Genomic DNA, 22117 nt, shown 5'->3' with positions numbered 1-22117 from the left:
ACCAATCACCCGCAAGAAAGAGGAAAAGCAATGGCTTTCACCAACGATGAGGTCCTCGCGGGCCTCGCCGAGCTCATCACCGACGAGACCGGCATCAACGCCAGCGAGGTGGAGCTCTCGAAGTCGTTCACGGACGACCTCGACATCGACTCCATCTCGATGATGACGATCGTCGTCAACGCGGAGGAGAAGTTCGGCGTCACGATCCCGGACGATGAGGTCAAGAACCTCAAGACCGTCGGCGACGCGGTGAACTTCATCGTCGCCGGCCAGGAGTAAGACCCGAGGGATGCCACGCCCGCATCTCGCGGGTCGTGGCATCCTCTGCCTCGCTCCCTTACCGCCCGCTGCTCGACAAGGAACCACAACCCCATGACCAAGCGCATCGTCGTCACCGGCATCGGCGCCAGCTCCGCCATCGGCGGGACCGCCCCGGAGAACTGGACCAACCTGCTGGCCGGCGCCTCCGGCACGCGCACGCTCACCCACGAATGGGTCGAGCAGTACCAGCTGCCGGTGCACTTCGCCGCCGAGGCGACCGTCCGCCCCGAGGAGGTGCTGCCTCGTCACGAGGCCAAGCGCCTCGACCCGTCCACGCAGTTCGCGCTGATCGTCGCGCGCGAGGCCTGGGAGGACGCCGGAGCCCCCGAGGTGGCACCCGAGCGGCTCGGCATCGACTGGGCGACCGGCATCGGCGGCGTCTGGACGCTGCTGGACGCCTGGGACACGCTGCGGGAGAAGGGTCCGCGGCGCGTCATGCCGCTGACCGTTCCGATGCTCATGCCGAACGCCGGCGCGGGCAACCTCTCGCTGCACTTCGGCGCCAAGGCCTTCGCGCGCACCGTCGTCAGCGCGTGCGCCTCGAGCACTGAGTCGATCGCCAACGCCTACGAGCACCTCCAGGACGGCCTGGCCGACGTCGTGATCGCCGGCGGAGCCGAGTCCGCGATCCACCCCATCACGATGGCATCCTTCGCCTCCGCACAGGCGCTGTCCCGCCGCAACGACGACCCGGAGCATGCCTCGCGCCCCGGCGCGATCGATCGCGACGGCTTCGTCATGGGCGAGGGCGGCGCGGCGCTCGTGCTCGAGACCGAGGAGCACGCGCTCGCGCGCGGCGCCCGCATCTACGCGTACGTGGTCGGCGGCGGCGTGACGGCCGACTCGTACCACATCACCGGCAACGACCCCGAGGGCGCCGGAGCAGCGCGTGCTGTCGAGCTCGCGCTCGCCCAGGCGGGAGCGACGGCCGATCAGGTCACCCATATCAACGCGCACGCCACCTCGACGCCGGTCGGCGACCCGAACGAGTACGTGGCGCTGAAGACCGTGTTCGGGGACCGGATCGACGAGATCCCGGTGTCGGCCACCAAGGCGTCCACCGGACACCTTCTCGGCGGCACCGGCGCGCTGGAGGCCGTCTACACGGTCCTCGCTCTGCGCGACCGCGTCGCTCCGCCGACCATCAACATGACCGAGCAGGACCCGGCCGTGCCCTTCAAGCTGTCCGGCGAGCCGCAGCCCCTCGGAGACGGCCCGCAGCTCGCGATCAGCAACTCGTTCGGCTTCGGCGGTCACAACGCCGTCGTCGCATTCGCGGACTACCGCGGCTGACGCACACGCATGAAACGGCCCCCGGCATGCCGGGGGCCGTTTTCGTGTGGGCGGGATTCGCTGTCTCAGCGACCGGGATGACTCACCGGCATCCGATACCGACGCCTCCGACCCAGGTCTCGGTCAGCCGACCTTGTGCAGCCAGACCACGCGCGCGTCGTCGGAGGCGTGGCGGAAGGGCTCGAGCTCCTCATCCCAGGCGGAGCCCAGGGCGACATCCAGCTCGCGTTGCAGCTCGACCGCGTTTCCCGCCGCGATCTCCATGGCGTAGCGGATGCGGTCCTCGCCGATGACGATGTTGCCGGCGGCATCCGTCTGCGCATAGTGGATGCCGAGGTCCGGCGTGTGCAGCCAGCGCCCGCCGTCGCTGCGCGGTGTGGGGTCTTCGGTCACCTCGAAGCGCAGGTGCTCCCAGCCGCGGATCGCGGTCGCGAGGGCTGCGCCGGTGCCGACCGGACCGTCCCAGTAGAACTCCGCACGGCGAGATCCCTCGAGAACGGGCTGTTCGGCCCAGTCGAAGTTCACCGCACGACCGATAGCGCGTCCCACCGCCCATTCGAGGTGCGGGCAGAGCGCGCGAGGAGCGGAGTGGATGTACACCACTCCGCGTGCGTAAGCCGTCGCCATGATCTCTCCGTTTCATCAGGTGCGTCTTCCCCAACGACCTGAACCACACGGAAAGCGGCGAGAATATGCGGTTATGCGGCTATTCTCCTGCACGAGGGCGGAAATCACAAGCATGTGATTCCCGCCCTCCTGGCTGGAGAGGAGGCTCAGGCCTCGCTCATGGCCTGCTTGACCTGCTGACCCTTGGCCGCGTAGTACGCGGCGCGGGCCGCGTCCTTGCGCGCCTGCTCGGCGTACCCGGCTTCGAGCACGTCCTGCGGAAGCTCGAACTGGGTGTGCTGGTTGGTGCCGTGGTACTTCTCGATGTAGGCGTCGAGCTCGGGCCCGGACGTCCACGACGTGATGAGGTTGTAACGCGGCTCGGATCCGACGTGGGTCGCGGCGTGCCACAGGCGCTGCGTGTCGATGATCAGCTGCGCTCCGGCCGGCAGCGCGATGCGCACCTCACCGGCGGGGTCCGTGCGGTTCTCGCGCAGCACGAAGAAGCTGTCCTTGTCGTCGGTCAGGTTGAAGAAACCGCGCACGACCCAGCCGGTCCCGTCCGGGTTGAGGCGGTTGTTGTCGTCCTGGTGCAGGTTGTAGAGGCAGTCGCCGTAGGTGTTCGGCTGCAGCTCGATGATGCGGCAGCGTCCGACGTTGGCACCCGGCTCCTGGGCGCGGCGGGTGAGGTTCGGCGCCTTGGCGGTCTGCGAGTCGATCCAGACCCCGTCCTTGTCGGTGCGCGGCGGCTTGTGGTTCCAGAAGCCGTTGCACTCGATCTCGCCCTTCGCGCTCGCGAGCGGCGCGAACCGGGTGTCACCCGAGGACTTCCAGTCGACGTACTCGACGTCGAGCCATTCCTTCGGGTCGAGCGCCTGGTTGTAGCTGTCCAGGACGACGAAGCCCGTCTCCTCCAGCGCTTCCGACTTGATGTATCCCATGATCCGAGTCATGTTCCTTTCATCGGGGGCCAGCACGTTTTAACAGGCCCTGATAAGGCAAGCCTAACAGGGCACTCTGCGCCGCCCGCGGAGCACGGCCGTGCAAAAAAGCCCGGGCTAGACTCGATGCGGCGGGTCTCGGACTCCCGCTCTTCCGGAGGCATCACTCAGTCATGGCAACGGCCACCAACGTCGAAGCGACCGCAGTTAACACGATCGAATGGCTCGCCGCTCCGGGGACGACGATCGTCGTGCCCGTCTACCAGCGGCAGTACCGCTGGGACATCGGCGCGTGCGAACGGCTGCTCTCGGACGTCAGGGCCGTCGCCGGGGAGGACGACGCGCACCGGCACTTCATCGGGTCGATCCTGTCGGCCCAGGACGCCTCGGAGACCGACCTCATCCTCATCGACGGGCAGCAGCGGATCACCACGCTGATGCTGCTCGTCGCGGCCCTGCACCACGCCGTGCGCGGATCCGATCCGATCATGGCGGCCGAACTGGAGCGCGTGCTCGTCCGCGCCGACGACGCGACGAGGACCAAGCTGCGTCCCCATCATGCGTGGGCCGAGCTGTACGAATCGGTCGTGCTGGATGCGCGCGGCGACGCGGAGCGCGAATCGCGTTTCGACGACAACTACGCGTTCTTCCGCAGTCAGGTCCACGCCGATGAGGCGCCGCGCATCTGGCGGGGCCTGAAGAAGCTCGAGCACGTGTCCATCACGCTCGGTCAGCAGGCGAACGCGCAGCAGATCTTCGAGAGCCTCAACTCCACGGGCGAGCCGCTGCGCGATCACGAGCTGATCCACAACTACATCCTCATGGGGCTGACCCACTCCGAGCAGCTCGACGTCGAGGAGCACTTCTGGTTGCCGATCGAGCGTCATACCGGCGAGACGATCGGGGCCTTCTGGCGGCACTATCTCGTCATGCGGACGGGTCGAGAACTCGCCGCGAACGGCGAGCACGGCGTATACAGCGCGTTCCGGCACTCCTTCCCGCGCGTGGACGTCGCTCATCTGGAAGCGGATGCCGAGGTGTGGCGGCACTTCGCCGAGATCTACGGCATCCTGCTGGACCCGACCCGCGAGCCGGATGCGGGGATCCGCCGTCAGCTGCAGTTCGTGAACACGTTCGGGCGGGCGCCCTATCCGCTCGTCATGAGCGCGTACAGCGATCACGCGCGCGGCGTGATCGCCCGCGACGAGCTCATCGAGACCCTCGAGTGGATCCAGGCCATGTACCTGCGGCGCGCGATCGTCAATCTGCCGACGGACCGCCTGATCGCACGACTGTGCCGTGCGAGGTCGGAAGGGCGCGAGGCCCTCATGCGCGCGATCGCCCGCATCACGCCGTCGGACGAGCGCGTCGGCGCGGTGCTCAAGTACGGGGAGCTCCCCCACGCCGCGTACGTCCTCGGCCGCCTGGAGGACGTCGAGGACGCCTCGGCCCTTGACCTCGAGCACATCGTCCCCACCGCCCCCGGCGACACCTGGTCCCCTGACGGCCGGCGCACCTGGAGCGAGCTGAGCGACGACGAGCAGAACAGCCATCGCGCGCTCGCACCGACGCTCGGGAACCTGACCCTGCTCGAACCCGCTCTCGCGGAGCGCGTCTTCGGCGCGTCGTTCCCGGACAAGCAGAAGGACGCCTATGCGCGCAGCGGGGTGTCCTCGACCCGGCTCCTGGCCGAGGAGCCCGCCTGGGGCACCGGCGCGATCACCCGCCGAACGGAGCGCCTGAGCGCTGACCTGCTGCGGATCTGGGCCCGTCCCGCCCTGCCCGAGATCGACGACGACGGCCTCACGCCCATCCTCGACGCCGTCCGCCGCCGCGGCTGGCCGGCCGGATGGGACCGCGAGTTCTCCTACGTGGAGTACCGCGGTGAGCACTGGGACGTGCGAGACGTGAAGTACCTGTTCAACCGTGTGTTCCGACGGGCCTGGACCGACGATCGCGCCTCCGCCCTCGCCTACTGCGCGGCCCACGGCGGCCCCATCTACGACGACATGGCGTGGAAGGGGCAGTGGGACGAGCTGGACGCGACGCACTTCCTCTACATGGGCTGGGACTCGAACTACATGATGACCGCGGTGCAGGGCGTGCTCGAGGAATCCGGGATCGCGGCTGAGGTGTTCGTCAAGTACTCCTACATCGGGGACGTGATGTAGCTCGCCCGCCGGCTCTCGTCAACCCGCTCGCCCGACCTTCGCCGTGCTCGTAGCCTGGTCGCCGAAGAGAGGAGAGCATCATGTCGAACCCCTACCCCGCCCCCTTCCCGATCGATCCGGACGGATCGGATGCCGAGGATCGCGTCACGAGGGACGTGGACGGCGAAGAGGTCCTGGATGAGGACCTCGACGCGGATCAGATCGACAGCGCCGAGGCGGATCGTCTCGCCGCCGGCGGTTCCGAGGATGAGGAGTGGTGACGATGCCGGGGACCCCGGAGGAGGAGTCCGGAGAGGCGCTGCCCTCCGACGACGAACTGCAGGAGCCGAGCACGGAGAAGGAGCCGTCAGAGGAGCCCTCGGCCCCGGAGCGATCGGAACCGGAACCGAGCCATGAAGCGGTGGGGATCGGCGTGGTCGGTCGTCCGCAGGTCGAGCCGGAGGCGACCGAGCACTGACTGCTCAGCGCAGTGAGGCGGCCACCTCGTCGAGCGCGGCAGCCGAACGGTGGAGCAGGTCGGCCTCCTCGGCCGAGAACGTCGTGGCGCGCACCGGTACGGCACCGGCGGCGCTCACGACCGAAGGGACGGAGAGTGCCACACCGTCGACGCCGTGGAAGTCCTCCAGCACCGTGCTCACCGGCATGACGGCGTGCTCGTCACCGAGTATCGCCTCCACGATCCGTGCGCTCGAGAGCCCGATCGCATAGTTGGTGGCGCCCTTCCCACGGATGACCGTGTACGCGGCATCCCGCACGTCGACGGCGATCGCGTCCAGCTCCTCGCGGGTGATGCGCGGATGCCCCGGCGCCTCCCAGTCCAGGATCGGCACGGTTCCGATCGTGGCCTTGGACCAGAGCGGGAACTCCGTGTCGCCGTGCTCCCCCACGATGTACGCGTGCACGCTCGAGGTCGACACGCCGGCACGCTGTGCGAGCTTCCAGCGCAGGCGAGAAGTGTCCAGGACCGTCCCCGAGGCGAAGATGCGCTCAGCGGGAAGATCGGTCGCCTCACGGGCGAGCACGGTGAGGACGTCGCAGGGATTCGTCACGATGACGTAGATCGCGTCGGGGGCGACCTCGAGCAGCCGTGGCATCATGTCCCGCAGGATGCCGGCGTTGACGCTCGCGAGTTCGATGCGCGTCTGGCCGGGGTTCTGCTTGGCCCCCGCGGTGATGACGACGACGTGCGATCCGGCGACCACCGAGATGTCGCTGCCGCCGATGATGTCGCTCGATCCCGTGAACTGGGTGCCGTGAGCGAGGTCGAGCACCTCGGCCTCGACCTTCTCGGTCGCGATGTCGTAGAGCGCGACGTGACGCGCCGATCCTCGGATGAGGGCGGCGTAGGCCACGCTCGAACCGACGCTGCCTGCGCCCACGACGGTGAGCTTCGAGTTCTCGATGACTGCCATTGGCCCAGTCTGGCAGGTGGCGCGGCCGGAGCCGAGTGGTGGGGCGGGTGGGACTTGAACCCACGATCGTCGGGTTATGAGCCCGCTGCCTTGACCAGCTTGGCCACCGCCCCGCAGAGCACCAGCCTACCGGTGCGCGCGGGGGTCACCGCGTGCGCGCCGTCTCGTGCGTGCGGACGTGCTCCCGATAGATGTCGGCATTGGCGAGGAGCCCCGCCTTCTCGTCGTCGGTGAGCGCACGCCGCACCTTCGCAGGGACGCCGGCGACGAGCGAGCCGTCCGGCACCTCGGTGCCGCCGAGCACGACGGCGCCTCCGGCGATGAGGCACCCCGTGCCGATGACGGCGCCCGAGAGGATCACCGCGCCCATGCCCACGAGGGATCCGTCGCCGATCGTGCAGCCGTGCACGACCGCGTTGTGGCCCACCGAGACCTTCCGTCCGATCACCGTGGCGTGATCGCTGTCGACGTGCACCGAGACATTGTCCTGAAGGTTGCTGTCCGCCCCGACGGTGATGGATGCCGAATCGGCGCGCAGGACCGCGTTATACCAGACGCTCGATCCGGACTCGAGGACGACGTCGCCGACGACGCGCGCTCCGTCCGCCACGAACGCGTCGGAGGCGATCTCGGGGACCCGACCGGGGAGGGCGATGACGGATGCCGAAGGCGAGATGCTCATAAGGTGAGACTACCCTCAGATCCGCGGAATCCCGCGGGTTTCCGGGGGTATAAGCCGAGCCTCAGCTTCCTTGCGGAATGTCTCAGGCCGAGTACGGTTGTCAACAACAGGTACGAAGAAGCCGTCCCCGGGAGGAATCGACATGAGCAAGGCACAGACCATCTCCACCACCGCCAGCGACCCCACGGTCGCCGCAGCCGCGGCGCAGTTCCTCTCGCCCGTCGTGCTGGGGCTGCAGGCCCTGACCATCAACGGCAAGCAGGCGCACTGGCACGTGCGCGGCGCGAACTTCATCGGCGTCCACGAACTCCTCGACACCATCGTCGCCCACGCCGGCGACTTCGCCGACACCGCTGCGGAGCGCATCGTCGCCCTCGGGCTGCCGATCGACGCCCGCGTCAGCGCCGTCGCCGCAAAGGCCCCGGAGACGGGTGTGCCGGCCGGCTTCGCGCAGTCCGACGAGATCATCCGCACGATCGTCGCCGACATCGATGCGATCCTCGTCGACACCAAGGCCGCCATCGAGGGCCTGGACGAGATCGACCTCACCAGCCAGGACGTCGCGATCGAGATCATGCGCGGTCTCGAGAAGGACCGCTGGTTCCTCGTCGCACACGTCGCGGCGTAATCGTCGCTTTCGAAGGGCGCCGGGTCTCCCGGCGCCCTTCGTCGTCTCCGGGGCTCGAGTCACCCGTGGGTGACGAGGCCTCCCAGCAGAGTCATCCGCACCGGCATCCCTCGCAGGGCGACGGCATCCGCCGTCCGAGGATCGACGTCGCACAGAACCAGGTCGGCTCGTTCTCCGGGCCGGACGGCGGTCCGCACGCTGGCCGCGATCGCCTCATCGACGCTCAGCCGCTCTCCTGGGTCCAGAGGCTCGCGTACGTCGTCGGACCGCGTCACTGCGGCAGCGATCGCCTGCCAGGGGTCCAGCGGAGCCACGGGTGCGTCCGAGCCGAGGCGCAGCTCGACGCCCGCCCGCCGCAGCGACGCGAGCGGGTAGGCGAGAGAGGTCTGATGCGCCCAGTACCGGGACGCCATGTCGCGGTCGTCGAGCGCGTGCTGCGGCTGGACACTCGCGACCAGGCCGAGCCGGGCGATGCGCGACACGTCGGCATGACGGACGAGCTGCGCGTGCTCGATCGTGCCCGCGGCCCCTGTGTGCGCGAACGCGTCCAGCGCCGAGGCGGCCGCACGGTCCCCGATCGCATGGACCGACGCCTCAAGTCCTGCGCCGGCCGCCCGCGTGAGCAGATCGATCAGCTCCGGTGTCTCGACCGTCATGACGCCGTGACCGTCGCCGGGGTAGGCCTGCGAGCACGCGGCCGTGCGGGTCCCGAGGGACCCGTCGCTGATGACCTTGAGTCGGCCGACCGAGACCAGGTCGCTGCTGCCGAGCGCATCCCCCGTCCTCAGACCCTCGGCGATCGCGCGGTCGAGATCGGCCGGGTAGATCGCGAACTCGACGCGGTGTAGGTCGAAGCCGGACGCGACGCGCCGTTCCCAGGCCTGTGCGTTCCACGCCATCTCGAAGTCGACGACGCCGGTGATGCCGCGTCCGGCCGCACGCGACGCCGCCTGCTGCACCGCCTGGTCGGCATGGACCGGGTCCACGGCGTTGAGACGGCGTGAGATCTCGAACGCGTCCTCTTCGCGCAGCACGCCGTCTGCCGCGTCGAACCCCTCGCGCGCGAGCGCCGCGGAGTTCAGCCAGACGCTGTGGACGTCCGCGTTGATCAGATAGGTCGGCACGGCACCGGTCGCGGCATCCAGCGTCTCCCGCGTCGGCGCATCGGGCCACAGCGCGTCCCGGAAGCCCGTGCCGATGCGTCGATCGTCCGGACGGGTCTGGACGGCGGCCATGAGTTCCGCGGCCTCCCTCGCGGACGCCGCGTCGCCCAGCCACGTGCGTTCCGACGCCAGAGCCCACTGCACGACGTGCACGTGATTGTCCCAGAGCCCCGGGATCACCCACGCGCCCTCGGCATCGACGACCCTGCCCGCCAGCGCCAGTGCTCCGGTGGGCGCGATGTCCGCGATCACCCCGTCCCGGATGACGAGGTCCACCGGTTCGTCGTCGAAGAGGAACTCCTGCCCCGGACCCGTGACGCGCACGCCGCGCAGGGCGTCGACCTGCGCCCCGGTCATGCGTTCGGCCGGACGCGCGCGTCCTGCGCGCGGCGCATCTCCGCAGCCAGCGCCGGATTCGCGTACGCCCCGTCACCCTCCAGGTGTGCGATGACGTTCTCGACGGTCGCGGCGTCCTTGTTCTGGCTGAGCTTGCGCTTGGCGACCACTCGAGTGGGGGTCAGCCGGAACCCGACCGTACCGGCCTCCAGCCGGCGCACGAACGCCTCGTCGTTCGGCCTCTCCCACATCCCCCGAGGGTCCGGCATCCGCGACTCGAAGGCCTCCACCAGGCGGTCCAGGACCCGGAGGTTCTCCTCGGTGCTCAGCACCTCGGGGACACCGGCGAGATGCACGGCCGTGTAGTTCCAGGTCGGGACGCTCGGGGTCTCGGCGTCGTACCATCCCGGTGAGACGTACCCGTGCGGGCCCTGGAACACGACGAGCAGCTCGCGCTCGCCCATGCCGTGGATCGCGTCGTCAGGACGGCCGACGTGTCCGACCACGGTGAGGTCGTCGCGATCCTCGTCGAGCATCACGACGTAGTGCGAGGCCACCAGGCCGTCCTCGGCGGCGCTCATGATGGTCGCCCACGGGTTGCGTGCGATCACCCGCCTCATCTCGGCGATGTCGGCGAGGGCGAAGCTGGGGTTCTGGCGCATACGACCAGACTACGACGCGGCTTCGGGCCGGTCTGCTCCCGAAGCCGTGCGCATCACGTCCGGTCGACGACCGGAATCGCCTGCGTCTTCCACTCCTCGAAGGCCTTGTCCCCGGCCATGAAGGAGTTCACCTCTTCGGTGCTCGCGCGCAGTTTCGGGTCGTTGTCGAGGTACTTCTTCGTCTCCCGCGCGACGAGGCCGGAGAGGATCAGCAGCCCGAGCAGGTTCGGCAGGGCCATGAGCCCGTTCATCACGTCGGAGAACGCCCACACCACGCCCAGCTGGACCGTGCAGCCGATGAACACGACGAGCGAGAACACCACCCGGAAGGGCATGACGGCCCTGCGTCCGAGCAGACGCTCGATGCACCGCTCGCCGTAGTAGGACCAGCCGAGGATCGTGGAGCCGGCGAACATCACCAGGCCGATCGTCACGATGTAGTGCCCCCACTCCCCCGGCAGGCCGTGTGAGAACGCCTCGCCCGTCATCAGTGCCGGGCTGATCTGCTCGCCGGTCTCGGGGTCGGTCATGTCCCAGACCCCGGTCGTGATGATGACGAGCCCGGTGCAGGTGACGACGATGATCGTGTCGATGAACGTCTGCGTCATGGACACGAGCCCCTGGCGCACGGGGTGGCTGGTCTTGGCGGCCGCCGCCGCGATCGCCGCGGAACCCATGCCGGACTCGTTGGAGAAGATGCCGCGCGCGACGCCGAACTGGACGGCGATGATGATCGCCGACCCGGCGAATCCGCCGATCGGCGCGGTGCCCGTGAACGCGTCCGTGAAGATCTGCGCGAACGCCGCGGGCACGTCCCCGATGTTGGCGATGAGGATGTACAGCGCGCCCAGCACGTAGAAGATGATCATGATCGGCACGAGACCGGCCGTCACGCGGCCGATCGACTTAATGCCGCCCACGAGGACGACCAGCGCGAAGGCGGTAAGCACGAGTCCGGTGACCCACGTCGGCACGTTGAAGCTGTTCTCCATGTTCGACGCGATCGAGTTGCCCTGCGTCATGTTGCCGATCCCGAAACAGGCGAGCACGGCGGCGATGGCGAAGAAAAGGGCGAGGAACTTGCCGAGCCGGTTCGGGATACCCCGTTCCAAGTAGTACTGCGGTCCGCCGGACTTCTCTCCCGCGTCATCGGTCTTGCGGAAGCGCACTCCGAGGAAGGCCTCGGAGTACTTTGACGCCATGCCGAGAAGGCCCGTGATCCACATCCAGAACAGCGCCCCGGGGCCGCCGATGCCGATCGCGGTGGCCACGCCGACGATGTTCCCCGTGCCGACCGTCGCAGCCAGCGCCGTGGTCAGCGCCTGGAACTGCGAGATGTCACCGTCCGATCCCGGATCCTTGCGCGTGAAGAGTCCCAAGCGCAGCGCGGGCCCGAGCTTCAGGATCTGGAGTCCCCCGAGTCGGATCGTCAGGTACAGCCCCGTCCCGAGCAGCAGCGGGATGAGGACGAACGGTCCCCAGATGATGCCGCTGAGCCAGGACAGAAAGGCTTCGACTCCGGAAAGATCCATGCGCTGCTCCCATCGTGCGTCGTTGCGTGGAACTTCGACATCGTTTCACAGCCCGCGTTCAGGTTCCACTGCGACCTGCCGGTGGACGGGAACTCACGCCTGACAGGACGGGCACCAGTACAGCTTGCGCGCGCCGATCTCCTCGAGCGCGATCTCGGTGCCGCAGATCCGGCATGGGAGTCCGGCGCGGTGATACACCCAGTGCCGGTCGTCACGACTCGCCATCGCCGCGCGATACTGCTCGGGAGACAGATCGTCCATCGTCATCATCTGCCCGGTCTCGACGCCGATCGCCAGCAGCCGCACCCAGTCGCGCCAGAGACCGCGGACGACATCCTCGGGGACCTCGCGGCCGGGCGTGTGCGGGTTCAGACGCGCCCGGAACAGCATCTCGGCACGGTACACGTTGCCGATGCCGCTGACGACCGCCTGGTCCATGAGCAGCAGCGCGATCGCGGTCGGCTTGCGGCGCACAGAACGCACGAACCGCTCCTCGCCCTCGTCCGGGTCTCCGACGAGCGGATCCGGCCCCAGCTTCGCGACCGTGGCCAGCATCTCCTCCGGCGTCTGGAGCACGCACGCGGTGGGGCCTCGCAGATCCGCGCACGTCACGTCGGTCATGAGCCGCAGGCGCACCTGACCGACGACGGGCGGCGGCCACTCCGAGCCCTCCTCCGCGAGGCTCTTCGTCTGCTCCGACATGCGCACGTGCACCCGCGTCCGTCGGGGCGCCCCGATCGACGACAGCGAGTTCTCCCCGGCGTCGTCGAGGATCTCCTCGTCCAGGGCGGTACCGCGTTGATTGGTCTGCCCCATGCGGCCGTTCGCCGAGGCGATCGTCGGATCGACGAGGATCTCTCCCGCGAAGTCCCACGCACCGTAGAGGCCGAGATGCACGCGCAGCCAGAGGTCGCCCTCGGCTTCGAGGAACATCTGCTTGCCGACCGCCTGGACGCTCAGCGCCTCTCGGCCGTCGAGCACGGCGGCTCCCTCGGAGAAACGGCCCTGCGGGCTCGACGCGTGCAGGCGACGCCCGACGAAGTTCCGATCGAACTGGCGCGCGATGCGGTGGACGGAGTGCCCCTCGGGCATGTCAGGCCCGAGGGTCCGGCAGCAGCGACCCGTCGCGCTCGTAGTCGGCGATCTGGCCGATCCGGCGCACGTGGCGCTCGTCCTCGGAGAAAGGCGTCGCGATGAAGCGGTCGATGAAGCTCACGACCTCCTCGAACGTGTGCTGGCGGGCGCCGATCGAGATGACGTTCGCATCGTTGTGCTCGCGAGCGAGCTCAGCGGTCGACAGGTTCCAGACCAGAGCGGCGCGGATGCCCTCCACCTTGTTCGCGGCGATCTGCTCGCCGTTGCCCGATCCGCCGAACACGACTCCGAGCGCCTCGACACCGTCGCGCTGGTCCACGACGACCGCCTGCGCCGCACGGATGCAGAACGCGGGATAGTCGTCGAGCGCGTCGTACTCGACCGGGCCGTGATCGACGACCTCGTGGCCGGCGCCGCGCAGATGCTCCTGAAGCTGGGTGGAGAAATCGAGACCGGCGTGATCGGTGGCGATGTGGATGCGCATGGAACCCATCCTATTGATGCCCGAGCAGCCGAGAGCTGACCTAGGGCGCCAGACCCGCCGCCGCGGGCTTGAAGCCGGCACGAATGTTCTCGCAGCATCCCGGTCGGCACACGTCGAACCACGGTCCGAGTTCGGTGACATGGGCCCGCTCCGCCGCAGGACGACCCCGCAGCCGTTCTTCCACGAGGTCGACGATCCCGGCCACGAACGCGCTCGACACCCCGGGTGTCGGGGTTCGGACGAACGCGAGGCCCGCCTCTTCGGCGGCTTCCGCGGCCTCGGTGTCGAGGTCCCAGAGCACCTCCATGTGGTCGCTCATGAATCCGAGCGGGACGACGACCACCGCGGACCTGCCGCGTCGGGGCAGCTCTTCGATCACGTCGCACACGTCCGGTTCGAGCCATGGCTGCGAAGGCGGCCCGGACCGCGACTGGTAGACGAGCTCCCAGGCGACGTCCGATGCGACCGGCAGCTCGGTCGAGATGCGGTCCATGACCCACGCGGCCACCGCCTCGTGCTGGGCCGCATACGCGCCGCCCGGTCCCCAGTCCACATCGCGGGGCCCGGAGCGCACCGCATCGTCCGTCGGCACACTGTGCGTCGAGAAGAGCACCTGGATCTGGTCCGCGGCGATTCCCTGGGCGAGGAATCCGTCGACCGCCGCCCGCACGCCCTCGAGGAAGGCGTCCACGAATCCCGGGTGATCGAAGAAGGGCCTGATCTTGTCGATCGTCACCGTCGCGTCGAGACCCGTCTCCTCGAGCACCCGCGCGAAGTCCTCGCGGTACTGACGGCAGCTCGAGAAGGAGCTGTAGGCGCTCGTGGCGAAGGCGAGCAGGGTCGTGTCCCCCTCATCCGCCGCTTCGCGGACGGCGTCCTCGAGGTACGGCGTCCAGTTCCGGTTCCCCCAGTACACGGGCAGGTCGATGCCGCGTCGGTCGAGTTCGGCCTCGAGAGCCGCCTTCAGCGCACGGTTCTGGGCATTGATCGGGCTGACACCGCCGAAGTGGCGATAGTGATGCGCGACCTCCTCGAGACGCTCGTCCGGGATACCGCGTCCCCGGGTGACGTTGCGCAGGAACGGGATGACGTCGTCCTGACCTTCCGGCCCCCCGAATCCTGCAAGCAGGATGCCGTCATAGGCGACGGGCGTCTCGACGAACGGCGCGCCGCCGGCTGCTGCGGGCGAGGCGAAGGGAACAGAGGAAGAGGCGTTCGCAGTCACCCCTTCATCCTTTCACCTCTGCTCGCTCGCGACGAACGCCACCTGGCGTAGGCTGTCATGGTTGCCGTCGGCGCCAGCAGCGTCTTGGAGCGGTCACGACCCCTCACCCCTGGGAGAAAAGCTGTGCCTGGAGAGAACCTCACCCGTATCGAAGCGCAGGAGCGCCGAGCCCTCATCGACACCCAGTCGTACCAGGTCTCGCTGGACCTGACGAAGGGCGAGGAGGTGTTCGGATCGCGCAGCGTCGTGCGGTTCACCGCCCAGCCGGGCAGCTACACCTTCATCGACCTCATCGCGCGCGAGGTGCGCGAGATCTCGTTGAACGGCGAGCAGCTCGACCCCAGCGAGGTCTTCGCGGACTCGCGCATCGCACTGTCGGATCTGCAGGAGGAGAACGTCCTCGTCGTCGACGCCGACTGCCTCTACACCAACACCGGCGAGGGGCTGCACCGGTTCGTCGATCCGGTCGACGGAGAGGTCTACCTCTATTCGCAGTTCGAGGTGCCCGACTCCCGCCGCGTGTTCGCGGTCTTCGAGCAGCCCGACCTCAAGGCCACGTTCCAGTTCACCGTGACGGCGCCGGCGAACTGGAAGGTCGTCTCCAACTCCCCCACCCCCGAGCCGATCGTGCACGACGACAAGGCCACGGCGACGTGGGGCTTCGAACCCACCCCGCGCATCTCGTCGTACATCACCGCCCTCGTCGCCGGCCCGTACGAGTCCACGTTCTCGGAGCTCACCAGCGCCTCGGGCCGGGTGATCCCGCTCGGCGTCTACGGCCGCAAGAGCCTGTGGCAGCACCTGGACGCCGAGTACATCTTCGAGAAGACCCGCCAGGGATTCGCGTACTTCGAGGAGAAGTTCGGCGTCCCCTATCCGTTCGCCAAGTACGACCAGCTGTTCGTCCCGGAGTTCAACGCCGGCGCGATGGAGAACGCCGGAGCGGTCACCTTCACCGAGACCTACGTCTTCCGCAGCAAGGTGACGGATGCCGTCAAGGAGCGTCGCGTCGTCACGATCCTGCACGAGCTCGCGCACATGTGGTTCGGCGACCTCGTCACCATGAAGTGGTGGAACGACCTCTGGCTGAACGAGTCGTTCGCCGAGTGGGCGTCGACCATCGCCACCGCCGAGGCCACCGAGTGGACCGAGGCGTGGACGACCTTCAACGCCATGGAGAAGACCTGGGCGTACCGTCAGGACCAGCTGCCCTCCACGCATCCGGTCGTCGCCGAGATCAACGATCTCGAGGACGTCCAGGTCAACTTCGACGGCATCACCTACGCGAAGGGCGGGTCGGTCCTCAAGCAGCTGGCCGCCTGGGTGGGCATCGAGGAGTTCTTCGCCGGCGTCTCGCAGTACTTCCAGAAGCACTCCTGGGGCAACACCGAGCTCAGCGACCTGCTCACGGAGCTCGAGGCCACCAGCGGGCGCGAACTGACCTCGTGGTCGAAGAAGTGGCTCGAGACCGCCGGGGTCAACACGCTCGCCCCCATCGTCGAGGAGGACGCCGACGGGAAGGTCTCGCGCTTCGCGGTCACCCAGACCGCCCCGGCCGACTACCCCACGATCCGGCCCCACCGCCTGGGCATCGGCTTCTACGATCTCGTCGACGGCGCGCTGACCCGCACGCACCACGTGGAGATCGACGTCGACGGCGACCGCACCGAGGTGCCCGAGCTCAAGGGCATCAAGCGCCCCGACCTCGTGCTGCTCAACGACGAGGACCTCGCCTACGCGAAGATCCGACTCGACGACCGCTCACTCGCCACCGCAGTCGCCCACCTGGCCGACATCTCCGACCCGCTGGCCCGTTCGCTCGTGTGGGGCGCGGCCTGGGATCAGACCCGCGATGCCGAGAGCGCCGCGTCCGACTACATCGACCTGGTCCTGGGCAACATCGGCCGCGAGACCGAGTCGACGACCGTGCGCACGACCCTCGCCCAGCTGCGCACGGCGGCCACCCTGTACGTCGCACCGTCGGACCGCCTCGCCGCCCGTCAGAAGGTCGCCGACGGCCTGTGGGAGCTCGCCCAGGGCGCCGCGGCCGGCAGCGACAGCCAGCTCCAGTTCGTCACCGCCTTCGCCGGCAATCTCGTGACGGCGGAGCACGCCGGGATCGTCGGCCGGCTGCGCTCCGGCGAGGAGACCCTCCCCGGCCTCGAGATCGACACGGACCTGTCGTGGCAGCTGCTGGTCGGGCTCGCGACGATCGGTGCGACGGACGCGTCGTCCATCGACGCCGCTCTGGCCGCCGACAACACCGCGAAGGGCGCCGAGTTCGCCGCCCAGGCGCGGGCCGCCCTGCCGACGGTCGCGGACAAGAGGGTTGCCTGGGCGTCGCTCGTCGAGAAGGACGACGCGCCGAACACGATCGTCCGCTCCGCCGCGCTCGGCTTCGTCCACCCGGCCGGCGTGGACGCGCTCGCCGAGTTCGTCCCGGCGTACTTCGACATGCTGCTGCCGATCTGGGAGTCGCGGACCTATCAGATCGCGAACTATCTGATCACCGGTCTCTACCCGACGGCGCTGGGCAACGTCGAGCTGCGCGACGCCACGCGCGCATGGCTGTCGGCGAACCCGGATGCCGCGCCGGCACTGCGCCGACTGGTCAGTGAGAACCTCGCCGACGTGGAGCGCTCGCTCGCCGCCCAGAGCCGCGACGAGGAGCGCTGAACGCGCTTCGACACCTTCGGGCCTCTGCGTCGGCGATCCAGCTGACGCAGAGGCCCGCTCGGTAGAATCGGGGGGATGTTCATCCCTGCCGATTCCACGCCTGCTCCCGACACCACGGAGATCACCACGGCGTGGACCGACTTCATAGCCTTCCTCGGCGAAGCCGGCAGGACCGCCCTCAACGTCGCGATCATCGTCGTCGTCGCGCTCCTCGTAGGACTGGCACTGCGCTTCATCGTGCACCGCATCGTCCGCCGCATCGTGGACAGTGCTAAGGCGAAGGCGAACGTCGACGACACACAGGCGCTCGAACGCTCTCCGCTGGCGGACATGCGCCTCGTTCAGCGCACCCGCACGCTCGGTTCGATCCTGCAGAACATCATCAACGTCGCCGTCACCGTCGTGGCCCTGATGATGATCATCTCGGTCCTGCTGCCGGACCTCATCGGCTCCCTGACGCTCTTGACCGCGGCCCTCGGCGCCGGGCTCGGCTTCGGTGCGCAGAACATCGTCAAGGACGTCCTCAACGGGATGTTCATCGTCGCCGAGGACCAGATCGGCATCGGTGACGTCGTGGACCTGGGCCTCGCATCCGGCGTCGTCGAGTACGTCAGCGTGCGCATAACGCAGGTGCGCGACGTCAACGGCACGCTCTGGTACGTCCGCAACGGCGAGGTGACCCGGATCGGCAACATGTCGCAGGGCTGGGCGCGCGCGATCATCGACCTCGGCGTCGCCCCCGATTCGGATCTCGAGACGGTCGAGAAGGCGATGCTGGAAACGGCCCAGGAACTCGCCAAGGACCCGAAGTGGCGCACCCGCATCGTCGAGCGCCCCGAGATCTGGGGCCTCGAATCGATCACGGGCGACGCACTCGTCGTCCGTGTCGTCATGAAGACGCGCGCGAACGCCAAGGACGATGTGTCCCAGGAGCTGCGCAAGCGGCTGAAGAAGGCGCTCGATGCCCTGGAGATCGGGGTGCCGAGCATGACGAGCGTCACGCCCACGGGCCTGGACGGCGCCCGCCGCGTCCGCGGGGCGAATCCGCCGCGCACGCGTCCCAATGCGGTCACGGGCGTACCGCCCGTCGCGGAGCGGGGCATCTGGCGGCGCAAGAAGTCCGGGGACGGCACCGCCGCCCGGGGAGATGAGAAGACGTGACGTTCTACGACGAGGTGGGCGGATACGCCACGTTCGAGAAGCTGGTGGCGACGTTCTATCGCGAGGTCGCCCTGGATCCCGTCCTCAAGCCGATGTATCCCGAAGAGGACCTGGGGCCCGCCGCCGAGCGGCTGACCTTGTTCCTGGTGCAGTACTGGGGCGGTCCCACCACGTACGGCGAGACGCGCGGGCACCCACGGCTGCGGATGCGCCACGTGCCGTTCCACGTCGACCCGGACGCCAGGGATCGTTGGCTGCGCTGCATGCGCACGGCCGTGGACGAGGCGCAGTTGTCGCCTCTGCACGAATCCACGCTCTGGGACTACCTGGAACGCGCCGCCTATGCCATGGTGAACACATTCGAGCCGTCCGGCATCGGGCCCGCCGCCGCGGGTCGCGCGACGCTGCAGACGCGCAGTCAGGATTCGACGGAGAGCACATGACGACCACGCCCCTGTCCGCAGACGTACTCGTGATCGGATGGGGGCTGGCCGGACTCGTCGCCGCCTCGGAGGCGACGGCGGCCGGAAGACGCGTCGTGCTCGTCGATCAGGAACCGCGCACGAACCTCGGCGGGCAGGCCTGGTGGTCGTTCGGAGGACTGTTCTTCGTCGATTCGCCCGAGCAGCGCCGGATGGGGATCTCCGACTCCCTCGAACTCGCGCGGCAGGACTGGTTCGGGGGCGCCGGGTTCGACCGTCCGGAGGACGCGTGGCCACGGAGATGGGCCGAGGCGTACCTCGAGTTCGCCTCGGGCGAGAAGCGGGCATGGCTGCGCGAGAGGGACGTCGGGTTCTTCCCGGTGGTCGGCTGGGCCGAGCGCGGCGGATACGGCGCTCTGGGACCCGGGAACTCGGTGCCCCGCTTCCACATCACCTGGGGCACGGGGCCCGGTGTCGTCGCGCCGTTCGCCGCGGCCGTCGAGGCCGCCGAGGATGCCGGGACGCTCACGATCCTTCCTCGCCATCGCGTCACCGAGCTGGTGCTCGACGGCGGCGCGGTCGTCGGGGCCCGAGGCGACGTGCTGGCCGACGACGCGCGGGAACGCGGCCTCGAGACGTCGCGCGAGGTCGTGGGATCGTTCGAGATCTCCGCCGGCGCCACCGTCGTCGCGTCCGGCGGGATCGGCGGGAACCACGACCTCGTCCGCGCCTTCTGGCCGCCCTCTCTCGGGACGCCGCCGGAGCACATGCTCTCCGGAGTCCCCGCCTACGTCGACGGGTCCATGCACGCCGTGTCCGCATCCGCAGGCGCGCATCTGATCAACGGCGATCGGATGTGGCACTACGTCGAGGGGATCACGAACTGGGATCCGGTGTGGCCGGCTCACGGCATCCGGATCCTCCCCGGACCTTCCTCGCTGTGGCTGGACGCGACGGGCAGGCGACTGCCCGTGCCGCTGTTCCCTGGCTTCGACACGCTGGGCACGCTCGCGCACCTGCGTTCCACCGGCCACGACCACTCGTGGTTCATCACGTCGCGACAGATCGTCGAGAAGGAGTTCGCGCTCTCCGGCAGCGAGCAGAACCCGGATCTCACCGGCAAGGACGTCCGACTGCTGCTCAAGTCCCGGCTCGCGAAGGGACCGACCGGGCCCGTCCAGGCGTTCCTGGACGAGGGCGAGGACTTCATCGTCGAGAACGACCTCGACACCCTCCTCGAGCAGGTCCGGAGAGCACCCGACGGAGATCTGCTGGACATCGAGCGGGTTCGCGCCGAGATCGTCGCGCGCGATCGCGAGATCGACAACGACTTCACGAAGGACGCGCAGATCGGGATGCTGCGGTCGATGCGCGCGTACCGCGGCGACAGGCTCATCCGCACGGCCGCGCCGCATCGTCTGCAGGACCCGGCCGCCGGTCCGCTGGTCGCGGTGAAGCTGCACGTCCTGACGCGCAAGTCGCTGGGCGGGATCGAGACGGACCTCGACGCCAGGGCGCTCGATGCGAGCGGATCGCCGATCCCTGGGCTGTACGCTGCGGGCGAGGCGAGCGGCTTCGGCGGAGGCGGCATGCACGGCTATCGCGCGCTCGAAGGGACGTTCCTCGGCGGCTGCCTCTTCTCCGGGCGGCAGGCCGGTCGAGCGGCGTCCCGCTGAGACCCGGTCCGCCGGCTACGCCGCCGAGCCGGTCCCCCGCACCGGGGTGAGGCCGGAGGCGACCGGTCCCCTCGCGAGGACGTGTCCGCGGCGGAACGCGAGTCTCATCCAGCGCCCGGAGCGCATCACCGGTACGTCCTCCTCTCCCGAGATGAAGCCGAGGGCGTCAGCGGCGAAGGCCATGCCACGAGGAAGATCCGCGAGATCCGCGTCCGGCTCGCCCCAGATCGCGGCGCGCAGCGCGCGCACGGCCTCCTCGCCCGACCCCGACGTCGTGCCGTGTGCGACCGCGCTGATGCCCCATTGGGCGCGCTGCGCGATGACGGAGGCCGTGAGCGAGCTCTCCCGCTGCCACTCTCCACGCGGCGGGGCGATGCCCGCCCAGGACGGCGACAGACCGGTCTCCGGCAGCTCCAGCATCCGGTCGTCCTCGGTCGCGCTCAGGGACGCGACCACCACGTCGCACTCGAGCTCGGGGTCGGCGTTCACGATCCGCATCGCGAGGATCGTCGGAGTCTGGTCGAAGAGACCGTGCGGGGCGAGCGCAGCCGCCGTGATCGCGAGAACGCCGGCCTTCGCCTGCAGACGGACGCCCTCGTCGGAGATGCGCGCGGCCCTGCCGACGAAGGTCAGGACGTCTCTGGCGGTTTCGGGGTCGGCGAGCACGAGACGGGAGGGCACGCGCTCTAGACTACCGAGGTGCGGTGCCGAGCCGCGGGAGGGACCGTCATGAGCGTAGACGCGCAGGCCGAGGCATCCGTCGAGCTGCTGCTGGACGTCCTGGATCTCGATGAGAGCTCGGCGCGCACGACGGAGGACATCTTCACCGGCCGGTCCCATGCCATGCCCACCGGCCGGATCTACGGCGGACAGGTGCTCGCCCAGACGCTGATCGCCGCCGAGCGCACGATGCCGCCAGAGCGGGCGGTGCACTCGATGCACGGCTACTTCCTGCGGCCCGGCGACGCGGCACAGGGACTCACGATCGCCGTGGACCGGATCCACGACGGGCGGTCCTTCTCGACGCGGAGATCACAGGCGTATCAGAACGGCGTGCCGATCTTCTCGATGATCGCATCCTTCCAGGACGAGAGCCCCGGGGTCGAGCACGCCGAGCCGATGCCGACGGGCGTCCCCGCTCCCGAAGACCTCGCTCCCGACGAGGAGCTCGTCACCGGCGTTCATCCGCTCTCGATGCGGATGCTGCGCGATCGCCCGGCGGACGTGCGGCACGTCGAGGGCCCGCTCTACGTCGCGGTCGACGGCGAGCAACGGCCGCGACAGGCGGTGTGGATGCGCATCAGGTCGACGATGCCGGAGGACCCGCGCCTACATCGCGCCGCACTCGCGTATCTCAGCGACATGACCATCCAGGAGTCGATCCTGCGCGCGCACGGCGTGGCCTGGTCATTGACGGGGCTCAAGGTCGCGAGCCTGGATCACGCCATGTGGTGGCACCGCCCGGCACGCGCCGACGAATGGCTGCTGTACGTCCAGGAGTCCCCCAACGCCCGCGGCGGCCGCGGCCTCGCCACGGGGCGCATCTACACGCGCGACGGCGTGCTGGTCGCGAGCGTCGCCCAGGAGATCATGGTCCGCGTACCGGAGGGCGTCGCGTCGAGCTGATCTCG

22 protein-coding genes and 1 tRNA gene are annotated in these 22117 nt (G+C 69.0%); 11 read left to right on the top strand and 12 right to left on the bottom strand.

Annotated elements, in window-relative coordinates:
* The first annotated feature begins 30 nt into the window (after positions 1-30).
* The gene (locus KYX17_RS03905) at positions 31-279 is read left to right on the top strand and encodes an acyl carrier protein (protein ID WP_243225536.1); all 249 of its coding nucleotides are present in this window, start codon (positions 31-33) and stop codon (positions 277-279) included.
* Between the two features lie 93 nt (positions 280-372).
* Positions 373-1614, top strand: coding sequence for a beta-ketoacyl synthase (locus tag KYX17_RS03900; protein ID WP_243225534.1), 1242 nt, complete (start codon positions 373-375; stop codon positions 1612-1614).
* Positions 1615-1737: 123 nt separating this feature from the next.
* Here the strand turns inward: KYX17_RS03900 and KYX17_RS03895 are convergent, their stop codons facing one another.
* Positions 1738-2241 carry a DUF3145 domain-containing protein gene (locus KYX17_RS03895; protein WP_243225532.1) on the bottom strand — a complete coding sequence of 168 codons (504 nt, stop codon included), beginning with the start codon at positions 2239-2241 and terminating at the stop codon, positions 1738-1740.
* 146 nt (positions 2242-2387) lie between these two features.
* Positions 2388-3161, bottom strand: a complete 774-nt coding sequence (locus tag KYX17_RS03890; RefSeq protein ID WP_308220846.1) for a hypothetical protein — start codon at positions 3159-3161, stop codon at positions 2388-2390.
* Between the two features lie 173 nt (positions 3162-3334).
* Here KYX17_RS03890 and KYX17_RS03885 point away from each other — a divergent pair, with 173 nt between their 5' ends.
* From KYX17_RS03885 to KYX17_RS03875, 3 genes are all read left to right on the top strand, one after another.
* Positions 3335-5332 carry a DUF262 domain-containing protein gene (locus tag KYX17_RS03885; protein WP_243225529.1) on the top strand — a complete coding sequence of 666 codons (1998 nt, stop codon included), beginning with the start codon at positions 3335-3337 and terminating at the stop codon, positions 5330-5332.
* 80 nt (positions 5333-5412) lie between these two features.
* Positions 5413-5592, top strand: coding sequence for a hypothetical protein (locus KYX17_RS03880; RefSeq protein ID WP_243225527.1), 180 nt, complete (start codon positions 5413-5415; stop codon positions 5590-5592).
* 2 nt (positions 5593-5594) lie between these two features.
* Positions 5595-5789 (top strand): hypothetical protein, encoded by a 195-nt coding sequence (locus tag KYX17_RS03875; RefSeq protein ID WP_243226171.1) that lies wholly within the window; start codon positions 5595-5597, stop codon positions 5787-5789.
* A 4-nt stretch (positions 5790-5793) separates the two neighbouring features.
* On the opposite strand, the gene KYX17_RS03870 is transcribed toward KYX17_RS03875, so the two are convergent.
* The 3 genes from KYX17_RS03870 to KYX17_RS03860 all read right to left on the bottom strand — a co-directional run bounded on the left by KYX17_RS03870 (position 5794) and on the right by KYX17_RS03860 (position 7426).
* Positions 5794-6744: an L-lactate dehydrogenase gene (locus KYX17_RS03870; protein ID WP_243225525.1), complete on the bottom strand. Its 951-nt coding sequence runs from the start codon at positions 6742-6744 to the stop codon at positions 5794-5796.
* Between the two features lie 36 nt (positions 6745-6780).
* Positions 6781-6857: transfer RNA gene (locus tag KYX17_RS03865), tRNA-Ile, on the bottom strand.
* Between the two features lie 32 nt (positions 6858-6889).
* Entirely contained in the window at positions 6890-7426 is a 537-nt protein-coding gene (locus KYX17_RS03860) for a gamma carbonic anhydrase family protein (RefSeq protein ID WP_243225523.1), read from the bottom strand.
* A 142-nt stretch (positions 7427-7568) separates the two neighbouring features.
* Here KYX17_RS03860 and KYX17_RS03855 point away from each other — a divergent pair, with 142 nt between their 5' ends.
* Positions 7569-8054, top strand: a complete 486-nt coding sequence (locus KYX17_RS03855; protein WP_243225521.1) for a Dps family protein — start codon at positions 7569-7571, stop codon at positions 8052-8054.
* A gap of 59 nt (positions 8055-8113) precedes the next feature.
* Here KYX17_RS03855 and KYX17_RS03850 read toward each other — a convergent pair whose 3' ends face one another.
* The 6 genes from KYX17_RS03850 to KYX17_RS03825 form a co-directional block, all read right to left on the bottom strand.
* Positions 8114-9574: an amidohydrolase gene (locus tag KYX17_RS03850; RefSeq protein ID WP_243225519.1), complete on the bottom strand. Its 1461-nt coding sequence runs from the start codon at positions 9572-9574 to the stop codon at positions 8114-8116.
* Entirely contained in the window at positions 9571-10215 is a 645-nt protein-coding gene (locus KYX17_RS03845; RefSeq protein ID WP_243225517.1) for an FMN-binding negative transcriptional regulator, read from the bottom strand. The genes KYX17_RS03850 and KYX17_RS03845 overlap by 4 nt, the downstream gene beginning before the upstream one ends.
* 53 nt (positions 10216-10268) lie before the next feature.
* Positions 10269-11747 (bottom strand): sodium:alanine symporter family protein, encoded by a 1479-nt coding sequence (locus KYX17_RS03840; protein ID WP_243225515.1) that lies wholly within the window; start codon positions 11745-11747, stop codon positions 10269-10271.
* A 93-nt stretch (positions 11748-11840) separates the two neighbouring features.
* A complete protein-coding gene (locus KYX17_RS03835; RefSeq protein WP_243225514.1) occupies positions 11841-12839 on the bottom strand; it encodes an Fpg/Nei family DNA glycosylase in 999 nt (332 codons plus the stop codon).
* 1 nt (position 12840) lies between these two features.
* Positions 12841-13326 carry a ribose-5-phosphate isomerase gene (locus KYX17_RS03830; RefSeq protein WP_243225513.1) on the bottom strand — a complete coding sequence of 162 codons (486 nt, stop codon included), beginning with the start codon at positions 13324-13326 and terminating at the stop codon, positions 12841-12843.
* 40 nt (positions 13327-13366) lie between these two features.
* A complete protein-coding gene (locus tag KYX17_RS03825) occupies positions 13367-14551 on the bottom strand; it encodes a ferrochelatase (RefSeq protein ID WP_243225511.1) in 1185 nt (394 codons plus the stop codon).
* A gap of 123 nt (positions 14552-14674) precedes the next feature.
* On the opposite strand from KYX17_RS03825, the gene pepN reads away from it, so the two are divergent.
* From pepN to KYX17_RS03805, 4 genes are all read left to right on the top strand, one after another.
* Positions 14675-17227 carry an aminopeptidase N gene (pepN, locus tag KYX17_RS03820; protein WP_243225510.1) on the top strand — a complete coding sequence of 851 codons (2553 nt, stop codon included), beginning with the start codon at positions 14675-14677 and terminating at the stop codon, positions 17225-17227.
* A 75-nt stretch (positions 17228-17302) separates the two neighbouring features.
* Positions 17303-18388 carry a mechanosensitive ion channel family protein gene (locus tag KYX17_RS03815; protein WP_243225508.1) on the top strand — a complete coding sequence of 362 codons (1086 nt, stop codon included), beginning with the start codon at positions 17303-17305 and terminating at the stop codon, positions 18386-18388.
* A complete protein-coding gene (locus tag KYX17_RS03810; protein WP_243225506.1) occupies positions 18385-18831 on the top strand; it encodes a globin in 447 nt (148 codons plus the stop codon). The genes KYX17_RS03815 and KYX17_RS03810 overlap by 4 nt, the downstream gene beginning before the upstream one ends.
* Positions 18828-20486 (top strand): FAD-binding dehydrogenase, encoded by a 1659-nt coding sequence (locus KYX17_RS03805; protein ID WP_243225504.1) that lies wholly within the window; start codon positions 18828-18830, stop codon positions 20484-20486. Before KYX17_RS03810 ends, KYX17_RS03805 begins: the two co-directional genes overlap by 4 nt.
* Before the next feature lie 15 nt (positions 20487-20501).
* On the opposite strand, the gene KYX17_RS03800 is transcribed toward KYX17_RS03805, so the two are convergent.
* Positions 20502-21167 carry a hypothetical protein gene (locus KYX17_RS03800; protein ID WP_243225503.1) on the bottom strand — a complete coding sequence of 222 codons (666 nt, stop codon included), beginning with the start codon at positions 21165-21167 and terminating at the stop codon, positions 20502-20504.
* Between the two features lie 48 nt (positions 21168-21215).
* Between KYX17_RS03800 and KYX17_RS03795 the strand changes: the two genes are divergently transcribed.
* A complete protein-coding gene (locus KYX17_RS03795; protein WP_243225502.1) occupies positions 21216-22112 on the top strand; it encodes an acyl-CoA thioesterase II in 897 nt (298 codons plus the stop codon).
* The last annotated feature ends 5 nt before the right edge of the window (positions 22113-22117 follow it).

This window comes from Microbacterium sp. CIAB417, assembly GCF_022788845.1.
Note: the sequence above shows the minus strand (reverse complement) of the source record. Positions and strands in the feature narration are given on the sequence as shown.

What these genes read in the sequence shown, in the direction of transcription:
- KYX17_RS03905 (WP_243225536.1), top strand. Translation starts at nt 31, where the DNA reads ATGGCTTTCACCAACGATGAGGTCCTCGCGGGCCTCGCCGAGCTCATC.
- KYX17_RS03900 (WP_243225534.1), top strand. Translation starts at nt 373, where the DNA reads ATGACCAAGCGCATCGTCGTCACCGGCATCGGCGCCAGCTCCGCCATC.
- KYX17_RS03895 (WP_243225532.1), bottom strand. Translation starts at nt 2,241, where the DNA reads ATGGCGACGGCTTACGCACGCGGAGTGGTGTACATCCACTCCGCTCCT.
- KYX17_RS03890 (WP_308220846.1), bottom strand. Translation starts at nt 3,161, where the DNA reads ATGGGATACATCAAGTCGGAAGCGCTGGAGGAGACGGGCTTCGTCGTC.
- KYX17_RS03885 (WP_243225529.1), top strand. Translation starts at nt 3,335, where the DNA reads ATGGCAACGGCCACCAACGTCGAAGCGACCGCAGTTAACACGATCGAA.
- KYX17_RS03880 (WP_243225527.1), top strand. Translation starts at nt 5,413, where the DNA reads ATGTCGAACCCCTACCCCGCCCCCTTCCCGATCGATCCGGACGGATCG.
- KYX17_RS03875 (WP_243226171.1), top strand. Translation starts at nt 5,595, where the DNA reads ATGCCGGGGACCCCGGAGGAGGAGTCCGGAGAGGCGCTGCCCTCCGAC.
- KYX17_RS03870 (WP_243225525.1), bottom strand. Translation starts at nt 6,744, where the DNA reads ATGGCAGTCATCGAGAACTCGAAGCTCACCGTCGTGGGCGCAGGCAGC.
- KYX17_RS03860 (WP_243225523.1), bottom strand. Translation starts at nt 7,426, where the DNA reads ATGAGCATCTCGCCTTCGGCATCCGTCATCGCCCTCCCCGGTCGGGTC.
- KYX17_RS03855 (WP_243225521.1), top strand. Translation starts at nt 7,569, where the DNA reads ATGAGCAAGGCACAGACCATCTCCACCACCGCCAGCGACCCCACGGTC.
- KYX17_RS03850 (WP_243225519.1), bottom strand. Translation starts at nt 9,574, where the DNA reads ATGACCGGGGCGCAGGTCGACGCCCTGCGCGGCGTGCGCGTCACGGGT.
- KYX17_RS03845 (WP_243225517.1), bottom strand. Translation starts at nt 10,215, where the DNA reads ATGCGCCAGAACCCCAGCTTCGCCCTCGCCGACATCGCCGAGATGAGG.
- KYX17_RS03840 (WP_243225515.1), bottom strand. Translation starts at nt 11,747, where the DNA reads ATGGATCTTTCCGGAGTCGAAGCCTTTCTGTCCTGGCTCAGCGGCATC.
- KYX17_RS03835 (WP_243225514.1), bottom strand. Translation starts at nt 12,839, where the DNA reads ATGCCCGAGGGGCACTCCGTCCACCGCATCGCGCGCCAGTTCGATCGG.
- KYX17_RS03830 (WP_243225513.1), bottom strand. Translation starts at nt 13,326, where the DNA reads ATGCGCATCCACATCGCCACCGATCACGCCGGTCTCGATTTCTCCACC.
- KYX17_RS03815 (WP_243225508.1), top strand. Translation starts at nt 17,303, where the DNA reads ATGTTCATCCCTGCCGATTCCACGCCTGCTCCCGACACCACGGAGATC.
- KYX17_RS03805 (WP_243225504.1), top strand. Translation starts at nt 18,828, where the DNA reads ATGACGACCACGCCCCTGTCCGCAGACGTACTCGTGATCGGATGGGGG.
- KYX17_RS03795 (WP_243225502.1), top strand. Translation starts at nt 21,216, where the DNA reads ATGAGCGTAGACGCGCAGGCCGAGGCATCCGTCGAGCTGCTGCTGGAC.